This is a genomic window from Streptomyces sp. CNX435, from assembly GCF_059570575.1.
In genome coordinates, this window is sequence record NZ_JCANTA010000002.1 from 86,653 (window position 1) to 101,812 (window position 15,160).

The following is a 15,160-nucleotide window of genomic DNA, read 5'->3' on the forward strand; positions in this document are numbered from 1 at the left end:
CGCGGCCCGCCCCGGGGCCGCGGCCCGGGCGCTGGTTAGGGTGGCCTCCCGTCCCGTACGAGGAAGTGAGCCCCGATGAGCGACACCGGCCCCGGCGCCGACGCCGGCCCCGACTTCGACGCGATGACGCGCGACATCGCCGAGGTCCCCGCCGTGGAGGTGATCACGACGGTGGCGGTGCACCTGATGAGCGCCGCGGCGGTCAAGCTCGGGCTCGCCGAGGACGGCGCCGCGCACAAGGACCTGGACGAGGCCCGCAAGCTGATCACCGCGCTGGCCGGGCTGGTCACGGCCGGTGCGGGGGAGGTCGGCTCGTACCACGCGGCACCGCTGCGCGACGGGCTGAAGTCGCTGCAGCTTGCCTTCCGCGAGGCGTCCGAGCACCCGGACGAACCAGGCCGCGGCCCGGGCGAGGCGTACACGGGCCCGGTCATCGGCTGACTGTGTCCCCCCGCGCCCCGCGTCCCCGCGTGTCCCCGCCTGCCCGAGGCGCGGATGTGCGGGGTATCCACGGGCACTGGTATGCTGGGGGACGACCGGCCGGACGCGCCATGCAGGAAAGAGGAGCGACCGGCCCGCAAGTGGAGGCTCCGATCTCCCACCTTCCGGCCCTCGGCCGGCGGGTCACCGGTCCGAAGCGCCCCGCGGCACGCTCTGCGGCGGTGCTCCCCGGCAGGAGCCCGCATTTGCGTCCTGTCCGGGGCTTTTTTCGTGCCCGCGGCGGGTGGTCGGCAGACAGCACGTTACGTGGTTGCCCGCCAGGCAGTCACGTGGTGGAAATGAGGAGGCCACATCAGCGCCGAGCCCCGCATCAACGACCGGATTCGCGTCCCCGAGGTGCGACTTGTCGGCCCCAGCGGCGAGCAGGTGGGCATCGTCCCGCTCGCCAAGGCTCTGGAGCTTGCCCAGGAGTACGACCTCGACCTGGTCGAGGTGGCGGCGAACGCCCGTCCTCCGGTGTGCAAGCTGATGGACTACGGGAAGTTCAAGTACGAGTCGGCCATGAAGGCCCGTGAGGCGCGCAAGAACCAGGCGCACACGGTCATCAAGGAGATGAAGCTCCGGCCGAAGATCGACCCGCACGACTACGACACCAAGAAGGGTCACGTCGAGCGGTTCCTCAAGCAGGGGGACAAGGTCAAGATCACGATCATGTTCCGCGGTCGTGAGCAGTCCCGCCCCGAGCTGGGCCGGCGGCTGCTGCAGCGGCTTGCGGAGGACGTGCAGGAGCTGGGCTTCGTGGAGTCCAACCCCAAGCAGGACGGCCGCAACATGATCATGGTTCTCGGTCCGCACAAGAAGAAGACCGAGGCGATGGCCGAAGCCCGTGAGGCCCAGGCGGCCCGCAAGGCGGAGCGAAGGGGCGAAGAGACCGCTCCCGCGGAGCGCGCCGAGGCCTGATCCCGGACCCGACCCCGGGTCCGGGATAGTACGAAGACAGTCCGACGCTTCAGCATGCCCTTTTACCCCGGGCGGCGGAGGCGCCGACGACGAGGAGTGGACGGCGAGATGCCGAAGAACAAGACCCACAGTGGTTCCAAGAAGCGCTTCCGCGTGACCGGCTCCGGCAAGGTGCTGCGTCAGCGTGCCAACCGGCGCCACTACCTGGAGCACAAGCCGTCGACTCTGACCCGGCGCCTCGCCGGCACGGTCGAACTGTCCAAGGCCGACGCCAAGAAGGTCAAGAAGCTGCTCGGCCGCTGAGCCGCGGCCCTGCCCCGGCAGGGCGCAGGACGACTCGACAGACCGGGACCCAGCCGTTCCGGGTCGCGCAGCCGACGCGACCCAGCCCCAAGGAGTGAACACGTGGCACGCGTCAAGCGGGCAATCAACGCCCAGAAGAAGCGCCGGGCGATCCTCGAGCAGGCCAGCGGTTACCGCGGCCAGCGCTCCCGCCTCTACCGCAAGGCGAAGGAGCAGGTCACCCACTCCCTCGTCTACAACTACAACGACCGCAAGAAGCGCAAGGGCGACTTCCGACAGCTGTGGATCCAGCGGATCAACGCCGCTGCCCGCGCCAACGGCATCACCTACAACCGCTTCATCCAGGGCCTGAAGGCCGCGGGCGTCGAGGTGGACCGCAAGATGCTGGCCGAGCTGGCCGTGAACGACGCCGGTGCCTTCGCCGCGCTCGTCGAGGTGGCCCAGAAGGCCCTGCCGAGCGACGTCAACGCGCCGAAGTCCGCCGTCTGAGCCACTGAAACTCGCGCGTACGCGTCAAGAACCCGCAGGCCCCACCGGCCTGCGGGTTCTGCCGTCCGGGCGGGGCGTTCCGTCGCCAGCACCTGCCGTACGAAAGGTCTCCCCGCCGCCCATGGGCACCCCCGAGCCGATCTCGCCGCGCTCCGCCCGCGTCACCGCCGCCCGCAAGCTGCTCCGGCGCGCCGGGCGGGCCAAGGAGCGCAGGTTCCTCGCCGAGGGGCCGCAGGCCGTGCGGGAGGCGGTGGCGTACGGAGCCGGCGCGGCCGGGGGCGCGGGCCCGGCGCTGGTCGAGCTGTTCGTCACCCCCGAGGCCGCCGGGCGGCACGCGGAGATCGTCGAGTCGGCCCGTGACACCGGCGCGCGCGTGCACGCCGCCGCGGAGGAGGTCGTCGCCGGGCTCTCGCAGACCGTCACCCCCCAAGGGCTCGTCGGCGTCTGCCGGTTCCTCGACGTGCCGCTGGCGGACGTGGTCGCCGCCCGGCCCCGCCTCGTCGCCGTCCTCGCGCACGTCCGCGACCCCGGCAACGCCGGCACCGTGCTGCGCTGCGCCGACGCCGCCGGGGCCGACGCCGTCGTGCTCACCGACGCCTCCGTCGACCCGTACAACCCCAAGGCCGTACGGGCCTCCGCGGGCAGCGTCTTCCACCTCCCCGTCGTCACCGGCGTCCCCGCCGAACGCGCCGCCGCCGAGCTGCGCGCCGCCGGCGTGCGGCTGCTGGCCGCGGACGGGGCGGGGGAGCGGGACCTGGACGACGAGCTGGACGACGGCGGCCTCGCCGCCCCCACCGGCTGGATCTTCGGCAACGAGGCGTGGGGGCTGCCGCCGCGAACCCGGGCGCTCGCCGACGCCGTCGTGCGCGTGCCGATCCACGGCCGGGCCGAGAGCCTGAACCTCGCCACCGCCGCCGCGGTCTGCCTCTACGCCTCGGCCCGGGCGCACCGCCCGATCGGCGGGTGCCGTCCCGTCAGCTCCGCCAGGTAAGGTGACCGCCCTAGGCGGCCCGCGAGCCGACCGTAGGGGCAGGCCAACGCCCGGTCTGTGGGAGGGGGTTCATGGGGTGGAGAGTGCAGATGACGGGCCGGAGGCCAAGGACCTCGGCTGTGCGCCCGACGATCTGCCGGACGGCCTCGTCGTGGCCGACGAGCGCGGTCTCGTGGTGCGCTTCAACGCCGCCGCCGCGCGGATCACCGCCCTGGAGCCGGCCGTCGTCCTCGGCCGCCCGCTGGCCGAGGCGCTGCCCCTGGAGGACCTGAAGGGCCGCCGCTGGTGGCGGCTGACCGATCCGTACGGGGGCCTGGCCATCCGCACCGGCCACCCGGAGCGCAACCTGCTGCTGCCCGGAAACCGCGAGGTGCTGGTCGCCGCCCGCTACGTACGCGACGGCCGCACCGGCCCGGTGCGTAAGCTCGTCGTCACCCTGCGCGGCACGGAGGCCCGGCGGCGCAGCGAGCGCAGCCACGCGGAGCTGATCGCCACGGTCGCGCACGAGCTGCGCTCCCCGCTCACGTCGGTGAAGGGCTTCACCGCCACGCTGCTGGCGAAGTGGGAGCGGTTCACCGACGACCAGAAGCGGCTGATGCTGGAGACCGTGCACGCCGACGCCAACCGCGTCACCCGGCTCATCGCCGAGCTGCTCGACATCTCCCGCATCGACTCCGGCCGGCTGGAGGTGCGCAAGCAGCGCGTCGACGTGGTCGCCGCGGTGCACCGGCACGTGGAGGCGCAGACCACCGCGGGCCAGGACCCGGCGCGCTTCCGCACGCTGGTGCCGCGGGAGCTGCCCGACCTGTGGGCCGACCCGGACAAGGTCGACCAGGTGCTGGGCAACCTGCTGGAAAATGCCGTGCGGCACGGCGAGGGACTTGTCACCATCGAGGTGGCACCCGCCATCCTCAACCACGGCAGGGAAGGCACCCAGGTCACCGTGAGCGACGAAGGCCCCGGCATCCCGGAGGAGTCGATGAGCCGCGTCTTCACCCGCTTCTGGCGGGGCAGCAAGCGCGGCGGCACCGGCCTGGGGCTCTACATCGTCAAGGGCATCGTGGAGGCCCACGGCGGGATCATCACGGTCGGCCGCGCCCCCGGCGGCGGCGCCCGCTTTCGATTTACGTTGCCCGTCGGCGCCCCGGCCCACCTCGCCTGAGCAGCGGCCGTACCGCCCACGGGCATCACCTGCGTCCCCGCGCCCTTAGACTCGACCCCTGGCCCCTCGGCGACCCCGTATTGCAGCCGTCGCCGCGGCCGTCGGGTCGGGGCGCAGCCAGCCAACCGGAAGCACGGGAAGAGATGTCGGCACCGAACAAGTCGTACGACCCTGTCGAGGTCGAGGCACTGAAACCGGAAGAGATCGACCGGGTGCGCGACGAGGCGCTCGGCGCCATCGCCGCGGCCGGCGACCTTGCAGAGCTCCACGAGGTGAAGATCGCCCACGCCGGCGACCGCTCCCCGCTGGCGCTGGCCAACCGCGAGATCGGCGCCCTGCCGCCGCACGCCAAGGCGGACGCCGGCAAGCGCGTGGGCCGGGCCCGCGGCGAGGTGGGGCAGGCGCTGAAGCGCCGCCAGGAGGAGCTGGAGGCGGAGCGCGACGCCCGGGTGCTGGTCGAGGAGGCGGTGGACGTCACGCTGCCGTACGACCGCACCCCCGCCGGCGCGCGGCACCCGCTGACCACGCTCTCCGAGCGCATCGAGGACATCTTCACGGCGATGGGCTGGGAGGTGGCCGAGGGCCCCGAGGTCGAGGCGGAGTGGTTCAACTTCGACGCGCTCAACATCGCGCCGGACCACCCCGCGCGCAGCGAGCAGGACACCTTCTTCGTACGCGGCCCGAAGAGCGACGGCGCGGGGGAGCGGCAGGGCGACGACGAGACCGGCGTCGTGCTGCGCACCCACACCTCGCCCGTGCAGGTCCGTTCCATGCTCGACCGCGACCTGCCGGTGTACGTGATCTGTCCCGGCCGCGTCTACCGCACCGACGAGCTGGACGCCACCCACACCCCCGTCTTCATGCAGGTCGAGGGGCTGGCGGTGGACGAGGGCCTGACGATGGCCGACCTCAAGGGCACCCTCGACCACATGGTCTCCTCGCTCTTCGGCGAGGGCATGCGGACCCGGCTGCGGCCGGACCACTTCCCGTTCACCGAGCCGTCCGCTGAGATGGACATGGTCTGCTTCGTCTGCCGCGGCGAGTCCGTCGGCAACCCGGACCGGCCCTGCCGCACCTGCGGCTCCGAGGGCTGGATCGAGCTGGGCGGCTGCGGCATGGTCAACCCGAAGGTGCTCGTCGCCTGCGGCATCGACCCGGAGCGCTACAGCGGGTTCGCGTTCGGGTTCGGGATCGAGCGGATGCTGATGTTCCGCCACAACGTCGAGGACATGCGAGACATGGTCGAGGGTGACGTGCGCTTCACCCGGCCGTTCGGGATGGAGATCTGATGCGAGTCCCGCTTTCGTGGCTGCGGGAGTACGTCGACCTGCCGGACGGCGAGACCGGCCGCGGCGTGCAGGACCGGCTGATCAGCGCCGGCCTGGAGGTCGAGACCGTCGAGCGGCTCGGCGCGGGCCTGACGGGCCCGCTGGTCGTCGGCCGGGTGCTGGCGATCGAGGAGCTGACGGAGTTCAAGAAGCCGATCCGCTACTGCCAGGTCGACGTCGGCCAAGCCAACGGCACGGGTGAGCCGCAGAACATCATCTGCGGCGCCAGCAACTTCGCCGTCGGCGACAAGGTCGTCGTCATCCTCCCCGGCGGCGAGCTGCCCGGCGGCTTCAAGATCGGCGCTCGCAAGACGTACGGCAAGGTCTCCGAGGGCATGATCTGCTCGGTGCGCGAGCTGGGCATCGGCGACGACCACGACGGCATCCTGGTGCTGCCGCCCGAGTACGAGCCGGGCACCGACGCCGTCGAGCTGCTGGAGCTGAACGACGAGGTCCTGGACATCGCCGTCAACCCCGACCGCGGCTACGCGCTGTCCCTGCGCGGCGTCGCCCGCGAGACCGCCATCGCCTACGGCCTGCCGCTGCGCGACCCGGCGCTGCTCGACGTCCCCCCGCCGAACGACTACGGCTACGCGGTGAAGGTCGACGACCCGAGCGGCTGCGACCGGTTCACCGCCCGCGTCGTCACCGGCGTCGACCCCGAGGCCCGCTCGCCGATCTGGCTGCAGCGCCGGCTGCAGAAGGCCGGCATGCGGCCGATCTCGCTCGCCGTGGACGTCACCAACTACGTGATGCTGGAGATCGGCCAGCCGCTGCACGCGTACGACCGCGCCCGGCTCGACGGCCCCATCGGAGTCCGGCGCGCCGCGGCCGGCGAGAAGCTCACCACCCTCGACGGCGTCGAGCGCACCCTCCACCCGGAGGACCTGCTGATCACCGACAACCGCGGCCCCATCGGGCTGGCCGGGGTGATGGGCGGCGCCGACACCGAGATCGCCGAGCCCGAGGTACGCGACCACCTGCTCGGCGCGGTGGCGGGCACCACCGAGATCGTGATCGAGGCCGCGCACTTCGACCCCGTCGCCATCGCCCGCACCTCGCGCCGCCACCGCCTCACCTCCGAGGCGTCGCGCCGCTTCGAGCGCGGCGTCGACCCGCAGGCCGGCCCCGCCGCGGCGCAGCGCACCGTGGACCTGCTGGTGCTGCTGGCCGGCGGCTCCGCGGAGGCGGGCGTGACCGAGGTCGTCGCGCCGAGCGGGCCGAGGACGGTGCGGATGCGGGCCGACCACCCGGACCGGGTCGCGGGCGTGGCGTACGGGCGCGAGGCCGTGGTGCGCCGGCTGCAGGAGGTCGGCTGCGACGTCTACGGCGCCGACGAGCTGACCGTCACCGTGCCGTCCTGGCGGCCCGACCTGGCCGCGCCGAACGACCTCGCCGAGGAGGTCATCCGGCTCGAAGGCTACGAGAACCTGCCGTCCACGCTGCCCCGGCCGCCGGCCGGCCGCGGCCTGACCGGCCGGCAGCGGCTGCACCGCCGGGCCGGCCGGGCGCTGGCCGGCGCCGGCTACGTCGAGGTGCTGAACTACCCGTTCCTCGGCGAGGCGGCGCTCGACGCGCTCGGTCTGGAGCCGGACGACGCCCGGCGCCGCACCGTCACCCTCGTCAACCCGCTCAGCGACGAGGAGCCGGGCCTGCGCACCACGCTGCTGCCCGGCCTCCTCGCCGCCCTGCGCCGCAACCACGGCCGCGGCGCCGCGGACCTGGCGCTCTTCGAGACCGGCCTGGTCTTCCGGCCGTCGGGCTGGGAGACCGAGCCGGCACGGCTGCCCGTCGACCGGCGGCCGACCGCCGAGGAGATCGCCGCGCTGAACGCCGCCCTGCCCCGGCAGCCGCGCCGCGCCGCCGTCGTGCTCGCCGGCGCCCGCGAGCGAGCCGGCTGGTGGGGCGCGGGCCGCCCGGCGGACTGGGCGGACGCGGTCGAGGCCGCCCGTACCGTGGCCCGGGAGGCGGGCGTGGAGCTGGCGGCCGAGGCCGACCGGCACGCGCCGTGGCACCCCGGCCGGTGCGCCGCGCTGTACGCCGTCGTGGACGGCGAGCGGCGGGTCGTCGGCCACGCCGGCGAGCTGCACCCGCGGGTGGTCAAGGCGCTGCAGCTGCCGGAGCGTACCTGCGCGATGGAGGTGTCGCTCGACCTGCTGGAGATCGCGGGCGGCGACCCGGTGCAGGCGCCGCACATCTCCACGTATCCGGTGGCGACGCAGGACGTGGCGCTGGTCGTGGCCGCCGACGTGCCGGCGGCGAAGGTCGCCGAGGCGCTGCGCGCGGGTGCGGGGGAACTGCTGGAGTCGGTGCGGCTGTTCGACGTGTTCACCGGCGAGCAGGTGGGCGAGGGCCGCAAGTCGCTCGCGTACGCGCTGCGCTTCCGCGCCGCCGACCGCACGCTGACGGCCGAAGAGGCGGGCGCCGCCCGGGACGCCGCGGTGGCCCGGGCCGCCGAGGAGACGGGCGCGGTACTGCGCGGGGCGTGAGCCCGGGAGGAGCCCGTACGGGGCGGTACGGGGCCGGCCGCCGGCCCCGTACCGCGAAGCCGCCGGCGGCGCCCGGGCGGGACGATGCCGGCGGTGGCCGGGGTCAGTAGGCGTAGAACCCGGCGCCCGACTTCCGGCCCAGCCGCCCCGCCTCGACCATCCGCGCCAGCAGCGGCGGCGTCGCGTACAGCTGCTCCTTGTACTCGTCGTACATGGAGTCGGCCACCGAGGCGACCGTGTCGAGGCCGATGAGGTCCGCGAGCTTCAGCGGCCCCATCGGGTGGGCGCAGCCCAGCTCCATCCCGTTGTCGATGTCCTCGCGCGTCGCGATGCCCGACTCGAACATCCGGACCGCGGCCAGCACATACGGGATGAGCAGCGCGTTCACCACGAACCCGGAGCGGTCCTGGGCCCGGATGGCGTGCTTGCCGAGCACGTCGCGGGCCAGCGACTCGGTCCGCTTGAGCGTCTCGTCGCTGGTGGTCAGCGCCGGGATCAGCTCGACGAGGCGCTGGACGGGTGCGGGGTTGAAGAAGTGCATGCCGATGACCTGCTCGGGCCGCGAGGTGGCGACGGCGAGCTTGACCAGCGGGATGGACGAGGTGTTGGAGGCGAGGACGGCGTCCGGGCGGGTGACGACCTGGTCCAGGACCTGGAAGATTTCGGTTTTGACCTGCTCGTTCTCCACCACGGCCTCGATCACCAGGTCGCTGTCCGCAAGCTCGCCGAGATCGGTCGTGAAGCTCAGCGCGGCCAGTGCCTCGTCCCGTTCCGGCACACTGATCCTGCCGCGTTCGGCCGCCTTGGCGAGCGAGTTGGTGACGCGGGTACGGCCCAGTTCGAGGGCGTCGCCGGTGGTCTCGGCGACGACGACCTGAAGCCCGGAGCGGGCACACACCTCGGCGATGCCCGAGCCCATCTGGCCGGATCCGACCACTCCGACGCGTTCGATGTCGGTCAATGTCACTCCTCGTCCCTCGTCCTGCCCTGTGGGCAACCCTTTCGGACCCCGACGTTACCCGCGTAGCGCATGGCTCTTGTCCCCGGGCGAGACCGGAAGCGAGGATGTGCCGCAACTGACGAGTGGTTCAGACCACTCGGCTCAGTCGGATTCGTGTTCTCGGCGACACTCGGAGGATCCCGATGGGGAGCAGTACTCCCGAAAGACCGCACCACCTCAGCCGGCGCCGGTTCGGCGCCGCGGCGGTGGGCGCGCTGTCCGCGGTGACCATGGCGGGCGACGCGATCGCGGCCCCGGCCGGCGCGACGGGGCGCAGGCACGGCCCCGGCGGCCCGGTGCCGCAGATGCGCGGCTCGTGGGTGGCGACGGTGGCGAACATCGACTGGCCGGTACAGCAGGGCCTGAGCGCCGCGGAGCAGCAGCGCCAGCTGCTGGCCCGGCTCGACGAGGCGGCGGACCGCCGGCTGAACACCGTCGTCTTCCAGGCCCGCCCGACAGCGGACGCGATGTGGCCCTCCCCGTACGAACCGTGGTCGGAGTGGCTCTCCGGGACCCAGGGTGCCGACCCGGGCTGGGACCCGCTCGGCTTCGCCGTGCGCGAGGCCCACCGGCGCGGCCTGGAGCTGCACGCCTGGTTCAACCCCTACCGGGTGCGCAACGACGCGCTCGCGGAGAAGCTGGTGCCGGAGCACCCGGCGAACAAGCACCCCGAGTGGGTCGTCCCGTACGGCGGCAAGATCTACTACAACCCGGGGGTGCCCGAGGTCCGCCGCTTCGTCCAGCGGTGCATCCTCGACGCCGTACGCCGCTACGACATCGACGCCGTGCACTTCGACGACTACTTCTACCCCTATCCGGTCGCCGGCCAGGAGTTCGCCGACGAGGAGACGTACCAGAAGTACGGCGGCGGCTTCGCCGACAAGGCCGACTGGCGGCGCAACAACGTCGACCTGCTCGTCGCGGAGCTGGGCCGGGCCATCAAGCGGACCAAGCGGGACGTGCAGTTCGGCGTGAGCCCGTTCGCGGTCTGGCGGAACGCGGCCACCGACCCCGAGGGCTCCGACACCCAGGCGGGCACGCAGACGTACGACAACCTCTACGCCGACACCCGCAAGTGGGTCCGCGAGCGCTGGATCGACTACATCGTCCCGCAGGTGTACTGGAACATCGGCTTCGCGGTCGCCGACTACGCCAAGATCGTGCCCTGGTGGAACGACGTGGTGGCGGGCACCGGCGTCAACCTCTACATCGGCGAGGCGCTGTACAAGGTCGGCGCCGCCGGCCAGCCCGAGGCCTGGTTCGACCCGGCGGAGCTGTCCCGGCACCTGACGTTCTGCCAGGGCTACCCGGAGGTCCAGGGCAACATGTACTTCTCCGCGAAGCTGCTGCCCCAGGACCCGCTGGGCGCGGTCAGCAGGCTGGTCGCCGACCACTACGGCGCGCCGGCGCGCCCCCCGCGCTACTAGCGGCGCGCCCGCCGGCCTCCGGCCGCCCCGCCACCCGCAGCAGCGGGCGTCAGCCCGGCCCGGGCTCCTGGTCCCGATGCCGGACCACGGAGTCCGGGCCGGGTGACATCACCGCCTCGTGCCCGTCGTCGAACCGCACCCGGTAAGGCGGCTTGCCGCCTGTGCCCAGGACCTCGACGATCTCCGCCGTCCGGTCCTGCTGCCCGACGACGCGACCGTGCACACACAGCTTGTCGCCCACTTCCGCCTCCATGGGGTCGACCTCCTTGTCCGGCTTGTCACGGAAAAGTTGGGTCCGTGACGGCCAGTCTAGGGTCGCGCGCCGCTCTTGGCTCCCCGGAGAATCCCGGTGTACGGGCCACCCATCGCGTGTCAGGCTCGGTGCATGGATCACGTACCCGCCCCCTACGAGGTCTCCACCGACCCCGCCCGGCTCGACCGCGCGCTCGTCCACCGGTGGCTGGCCACCGACGCCTACTGGGCGCTCGGCCGCAGCCGCGAGCGGCAGGACACCGCGATCGACAACTCCCTGAACTTCGGCGTCTACGCCCCGGCCGGCACCCCCGACGGCACCCCCGGCGGCGGCCCGGGCGGCAGCGGCGGGCAGGTCGCGTACGCCCGCGTCGTCACCGACCGCGCCACCTTCGCCTGGCTCTGCGACGTCTACGTGGCCCGCCCCGCCCGCGGCGCCGGCGTCGGCAGCGGGCTGGTCGCCGCCGTCCGCGACCACCTCGCGCCGTACCGGCTGGGCCGCATCCTGCTGGCGACCGGCGACGCCCACGGCGTCTACGCGAAGTTCGGCTTCAAGCCGCTCGCCGACCCGGCCCGGTGGATGGCTCTGGGCACAGAGTGATCGCGCTCTTACCATCACCGCATGAACGTTCGTCTCACGCTGCTCGCCGCGGCCCGCAACTCCTCGCGGCTCGCGGAGCGCTTCGACGACGACCGGCCGCTGGACGCGGCGGGCTGGGTGATGGCCGAACGCGCGGTTCCGGTGTTCTCGCCGCTGGCCGCCGCCGATTTACGGTACTGCTCGCCCACGCAGCGGTCCCGCGAGACCGGCCGGGTGCTCGGCCTCGCGCCGCTGGCCCAAGTCGCGCTGCGCGACTGCGACATGGGCCGGTGGCGGGGCCGGACGCTGGAGGAGGTGATGACGACCGAGCCGCGCGACGTGGACGCGTGGCTGGCGGATCCGCACTCCGCACCGCACGGCGGCGAACCGCTGATCGCCTTCATCCAGCGGATAGGCGGCTGGCTGGACACCCGCCCGGTGGAGGACGGCAGCCACGTGCTCGCCGTCACCGAGCCCTCGATCATCCGGGCCGCGCTGGTCTACGCGCTGAAGGCGCCGCCCGCGTCGTACTGGCACATCGACGTGATGCCGCTGTCGACGATCAGCCTGACCGGCCGGCCGGGGCGGTGGAGCCTGCATGTCGACAGTTGGGTGTGAGCGCCGGTGCGAGTGGACGCGCAGACGCGGCGGGCGGATGATGTCGGGGCCATTGCCAACTCCCTACGGGTAAGTGAATCTACTGGCAAGTAGGTAGTCGTGGCACCGCGTGGGCGAGGAGCGATCAGCGATGAGCGCGTACGACGTGATCGTCATCGGTTCCGGCTTCGGCGGCTCGGTGGCCGCGCTGCGCCTGACCGAGAAGGGGTACAAGGTCGGCGTACTGGAGGCCGGGCGCAGGTTCGCCCGCGAGGAGCTGCCGAAGAACTCCTGGCGGCTGCGCGACTACCTGTGGGCCCCCGCCCTCGGCCTGTACGGCATCCAGCGCATCCACCTGCTCAACAACGTCATGGTGCTCGCCGGCGCCGGCGTGGGCGGCGGCTCGCTCAACTACGCCAACACCCTCTACGTGCCGCCGCCCGCCTTCTTCCAGGACCCGCAGTGGGGCCGCATCACCGACTGGCAGGAGGAGCTGGCCCCGTACTACGACCAGGCGCAGCGGATGCTCGGCGTCCGGCAGAACCCCACGACCACTGCGCCGGACGAGTACCTGAAGGCCACCGCCGAACGCATGGGCGTCGGCGACTCCTTCCGGCTCACCCCCGTCGGCGTCTTCTACGGCGACGGGCGCGACGCCGACGGTGCCGCGAAGGCCGCTCCCGGGGAGACCGTCCCCGACCCGTACTTCGGCGGCGCCGGACCCGAGCGCACGGCCTGCGTGCAGTGCGGCTCGTGCATGACCGGCTGCCGCTTCGGCGCGAAGAACACCCTCACAGAGAACTACCTCTACCTCGCCGAGCGGCGCGGCGCCGTCATCCACCCGCTCACCACCGTCGTCGACGTGCGCGAGGTCGCCGGCGGCGGCTACGAGGTGACCACCGTGCCGACGAACAAGCGCCGCCGGGGCGCACGCGAGGTGCTGCGCTGTGACCGCGTGGTGGTCGCGGCGGGTACGTACGGCACGCAGACCCTGCTGCACCGCATGAGGTCCACCGGCCGGCTGCCGGGGCTCTCCGCGCGCCTCGGCGAGCTGACCCGTACCAACTCCGAGGGGCTGGTCGGCGCGGTGACCTTCCCGCGCACGTACCGCAAGAAGCGCGGCGCGGACGAGCTGGACTTCACCAAGGGCGTCGCCATCACCTCCTCGATCCACCCCAACGCCACCACGCACATCGAGAACGTGCGCTACGGCAAGGGCTCCAACGCCATGGCGCTGCTGTGCGTCCCGCAGTACCGGGCCGAGGGGAAGCTGCCCAAGGCGCTGCGCGTGCTCGGGGCGTACCTGCGCCACCCGGTGCTGGTCGCGCGCACGGCCACCACGTACCGCTGGTCCGAGCGGACCATCATCGGGCTCGTCATGCAGACCCACGACAACTCGCTGACCACGCATCTGAAGGACAAGGGCCTCGGCAAGGGCCTGCTCACGGCCCGGCAGGGGTACGGCGCGCCCAACCCGGTGCACATCCCCGAGGGCGCACAGGCGGCGCGGCTGCTCGCCGAGCAGATCGGCGGGGTGGCGGGGACGAACCTGGGCGAGCTGATGGGCACGCCGCTGACCGCGCACTTCCTCGGCGGCTGCCCGATCGGCGAGGACGCGGAGCACGGCGTCATCGACCCGTACCACCGGCTGTACGGCCACCCGGGGATCTCCGTCGTGGACGGCTCGGCGGTCTCCGCGAACCTCGGCGTGAACCCGTCGCTGACGATCACGGCGCAGGCGGAGCGGGCGATGGCGCTGTGGCCCAACAAGGGCGAGGAGGACCCGCGCCCGGCCCAGGACCGCCCGTACGCCCGCGTCCGCCCCGTGGCGCCGCGGCAGCCGGCGGTGCCGGCGGGCGCGTTCGGCGCCCTGGTGCTGCCGGTTCCGGAGGTCCCGCCGAAGCCCTGAGGCAGACCCGCTCGCTGCGGCAGGGGCCCGTCCGACTGCCCTGGCCAAGCCCCTGCCCCGCCAGCTGAAGTGCTCAGTCACACCCGCCGCTCGGGGAGTGACCGAAATCTTCTTTGCATAGCTCTGCCTGTCTCCGTATAGTCATGCTGTGAGCGAGGAGGAGCGGATGACCGTACGGGTGGCAGTGGCCGGGGCGAGCGGGTACGCGGGCGGGGAGCTGCTGCGGCTGCTGCTCGCGCATCCCGGCGTCGAGATCGGCGCCCTCACCGCACACTCCAACGCCGGCCGCCCCCTCGGCGACCTGCAGCCGCACCTCGCGCCGCTCGCCGGCCGCGAGCTGGCCGAGACCGCGCCCGCGGCGCTCGCCGGCCACGACGTCGTCTTCCTCACGCTGCCGCACGGGCAGTCCGCCGCCGTCGCCGCGGCGCTCGGCGACGACGTCCTCGTCGTCGACTGCGGCGCCGACCACCGGCTCGCCGACGCCGCCGACTGGGAGCGCTTCTACGGCACCCCGCACGCCGGCACCTGGCCCTACGGGCTGCCCGAGCTGCCCGGGCACCGCGACGCGCTCCTCGGGGTCCGGCGCATCGCGGTGCCCGGGTGCTACCCGACCGCCGTCTGTCTCGGCCTGTTCCCGGCGTACGCCGCCGGGCTCGCCGAGCCGGAGGCCGTCGTGGTCGCCGCCACCGGCACCTCCGGCGCCGGCAAGGCCCTCAAACCGCACCTGCTCGGCAGCGAGGTGATGGGCTCCATGAGCCCGTACGGCGTCGGCGGCGGCCACCGGCACACGCCGGAGATGAGCCAGAACCTCAGCGCCGTCGCGGGGGAGCCCGTCACGGTCTCCTTCACCCCGACCCTGGCCCCGATGCCCCGCGGCATCCTCGCCACCAGCACGGCGCGGGCCCGGCCGGGGACGACGGCGGAGACGGTGCGGGCGGCGTACGAGAAGGCGTACCAGGACGAGCCGTTCGTCCGGTTGCTGCCGCCCGGCCAGTGGCCGGCCACCGGCGCGGTCACCGGCTCCAACGCGGCGCTGCTGCAGGTCGCGTACGACGAGAACGCGCACCGCATCGTCGCGGTCAGCGCCATCGACAACCTCACCAAGGGCACCGCCGGCGGCGCGGTGCAGAGCATGAACATCGCCCTCGGACTCCCTGAGGAGCTGGGGCTCACCACGACGGGAGTGGCACCGTGAGCGACGCACGCACGGCTGCGATTCCGCAGGTCGGCAA

Annotated in this window: 15 protein-coding genes; 13 read left to right on the forward strand and 2 right to left on the reverse strand. The window is 73.2% G+C overall.

All coding sequences use genetic code 11. The features are described 5' to 3' along the window. Window positions 1-75 precede the first annotated feature (75 nt). From T328_RS03690 to pheT, 8 genes are all read left to right on the forward strand, one after another. Window positions 76-441: a DUF1844 domain-containing protein gene (locus T328_RS03690; protein ID WP_496494385.1), complete on the forward strand. Its 366-nt coding sequence runs from the start codon at window positions 76-78 to the stop codon at window positions 439-441. Between the two features lie 351 nt (window positions 442-792). After that, window positions 793-1,401: a translation initiation factor IF-3 gene (gene infC / locus T328_RS03695; RefSeq protein ID WP_496494887.1), complete on the forward strand. Its 609-nt coding sequence runs from the start codon at window positions 793-795 to the stop codon at window positions 1,399-1,401. A gap of 108 nt (window positions 1,402-1,509) precedes the next feature. Further along, window positions 1,510-1,704, forward strand: a complete 195-nt coding sequence (rpmI, locus tag T328_RS03700) for a 50S ribosomal protein L35 (RefSeq protein ID WP_018852864.1) — start codon at window positions 1,510-1,512, stop codon at window positions 1,702-1,704. 102 nt (window positions 1,705-1,806) lie between these two features. Beyond that, complete coding sequence (gene rplT, locus T328_RS03705) at window positions 1,807-2,193, forward strand: 50S ribosomal protein L20 (RefSeq protein WP_496494386.1); 387 nt, start codon at window positions 1,807-1,809, stop codon at window positions 2,191-2,193. Window positions 2,194-2,314: 121 nt separating this feature from the next. Then, complete coding sequence (locus tag T328_RS03710) at window positions 2,315-3,184, forward strand: TrmH family RNA methyltransferase (RefSeq protein WP_496494387.1); 870 nt, start codon at window positions 2,315-2,317, stop codon at window positions 3,182-3,184. Between the two features lie 76 nt (window positions 3,185-3,260). Then, a complete protein-coding gene (locus tag T328_RS03715) occupies window positions 3,261-4,346 on the forward strand; it encodes a sensor histidine kinase (RefSeq protein ID WP_496494388.1) in 1,086 nt (361 codons plus the stop codon). 143 nt (window positions 4,347-4,489) lie between these two features. Then, entirely contained in the window at window positions 4,490-5,635 is a 1,146-nt protein-coding gene (gene pheS / locus T328_RS03720; protein WP_496494389.1) for a phenylalanine--tRNA ligase subunit alpha, read from the forward strand. Next, window positions 5,635-8,163 (forward strand): phenylalanine--tRNA ligase subunit beta, encoded by a 2,529-nt coding sequence (pheT, locus tag T328_RS03725; RefSeq protein ID WP_496494390.1) that lies wholly within the window; start codon window positions 5,635-5,637, stop codon window positions 8,161-8,163. The genes pheS and pheT overlap by 1 nt, the downstream gene beginning before the upstream one ends. A gap of 103 nt (window positions 8,164-8,266) precedes the next feature. Here the strand turns inward: pheT and T328_RS03730 are convergent, their stop codons facing one another. Then, the gene (locus T328_RS03730; protein ID WP_496494391.1) at window positions 8,267-9,124 is read right to left on the reverse strand and encodes a 3-hydroxybutyryl-CoA dehydrogenase; all 858 of its coding nucleotides are present in this window, start codon (window positions 9,122-9,124) and stop codon (window positions 8,267-8,269) included. Window positions 9,125-9,306: 182 nt separating this feature from the next. Here T328_RS03730 and T328_RS03735 point away from each other — a divergent pair, with 182 nt between their 5' ends. Next, window positions 9,307-10,590, forward strand: coding sequence for a glycoside hydrolase family 10-like protein (locus T328_RS03735; protein ID WP_496494392.1), 1,284 nt, complete (start codon window positions 9,307-9,309; stop codon window positions 10,588-10,590). Between the two features lie 49 nt (window positions 10,591-10,639). Here T328_RS03735 and T328_RS03740 read toward each other — a convergent pair whose 3' ends face one another. Continuing rightward, on the reverse strand, window positions 10,640-10,843 hold the full coding sequence (locus tag T328_RS03740; RefSeq protein ID WP_496494393.1) for a DUF1918 domain-containing protein: 204 nt from the start codon (window positions 10,841-10,843) through the stop codon (window positions 10,640-10,642). Window positions 10,844-10,975: 132 nt separating this feature from the next. Between T328_RS03740 and T328_RS03745 the strand changes: the two genes are divergently transcribed. From T328_RS03745 to argC, 4 genes are all read left to right on the forward strand, one after another. Continuing rightward, window positions 10,976-11,443, forward strand: coding sequence for a GNAT family N-acetyltransferase (locus T328_RS03745; RefSeq protein WP_496494394.1), 468 nt, complete (start codon window positions 10,976-10,978; stop codon window positions 11,441-11,443). Window positions 11,444-11,464: 21 nt separating this feature from the next. Continuing rightward, the gene (locus tag T328_RS03750) at window positions 11,465-12,040 is read left to right on the forward strand and encodes a histidine phosphatase family protein (RefSeq protein WP_496494395.1); all 576 of its coding nucleotides are present in this window, start codon (window positions 11,465-11,467) and stop codon (window positions 12,038-12,040) included. A 130-nt stretch (window positions 12,041-12,170) separates the two neighbouring features. Continuing rightward, a complete protein-coding gene (locus T328_RS03755) occupies window positions 12,171-13,928 on the forward strand; it encodes an FAD-dependent oxidoreductase (RefSeq protein ID WP_496494396.1) in 1,758 nt (585 codons plus the stop codon). A gap of 166 nt (window positions 13,929-14,094) precedes the next feature. Beyond that, window positions 14,095-15,123: an N-acetyl-gamma-glutamyl-phosphate reductase gene (argC, locus tag T328_RS03760; protein WP_496494888.1), complete on the forward strand. Its 1,029-nt coding sequence runs from the start codon at window positions 14,095-14,097 to the stop codon at window positions 15,121-15,123. The last annotated feature ends 37 nt before the right edge of the window (window positions 15,124-15,160 follow it).

Bases quoted from the DNA above. Each gene is read 5' to 3' on its own strand.
- T328_RS03690 (WP_496494385.1), top strand. From the start codon at position 76: ATGAGCGACACCGGCCCCGGCGCCGACGCCGGCCCCGACTTCGACGCG.
- rpmI (WP_018852864.1), top strand. From the start codon at position 1,510: ATGCCGAAGAACAAGACCCACAGTGGTTCCAAGAAGCGCTTCCGCGTG.
- T328_RS03710 (WP_496494387.1), top strand. From the start codon at position 2,315: ATGGGCACCCCCGAGCCGATCTCGCCGCGCTCCGCCCGCGTCACCGCC.
- pheS (WP_496494389.1), top strand. From the start codon at position 4,490: ATGTCGGCACCGAACAAGTCGTACGACCCTGTCGAGGTCGAGGCACTG.
- pheT (WP_496494390.1), top strand. From the start codon at position 5,635: ATGCGAGTCCCGCTTTCGTGGCTGCGGGAGTACGTCGACCTGCCGGAC.
- T328_RS03735 (WP_496494392.1), top strand. From the start codon at position 9,307: ATGGGGAGCAGTACTCCCGAAAGACCGCACCACCTCAGCCGGCGCCGG.
- T328_RS03740 (WP_496494393.1), bottom strand. From the start codon at position 10,843: ATGGAGGCGGAAGTGGGCGACAAGCTGTGTGTGCACGGTCGCGTCGTC.
- T328_RS03745 (WP_496494394.1), top strand. From the start codon at position 10,976: ATGGATCACGTACCCGCCCCCTACGAGGTCTCCACCGACCCCGCCCGG.
- T328_RS03750 (WP_496494395.1), top strand. From the start codon at position 11,465: ATGAACGTTCGTCTCACGCTGCTCGCCGCGGCCCGCAACTCCTCGCGG.
- T328_RS03755 (WP_496494396.1), top strand. From the start codon at position 12,171: ATGAGCGCGTACGACGTGATCGTCATCGGTTCCGGCTTCGGCGGCTCG.
- argC (WP_496494888.1), top strand. From the start codon at position 14,095: ATGACCGTACGGGTGGCAGTGGCCGGGGCGAGCGGGTACGCGGGCGGG.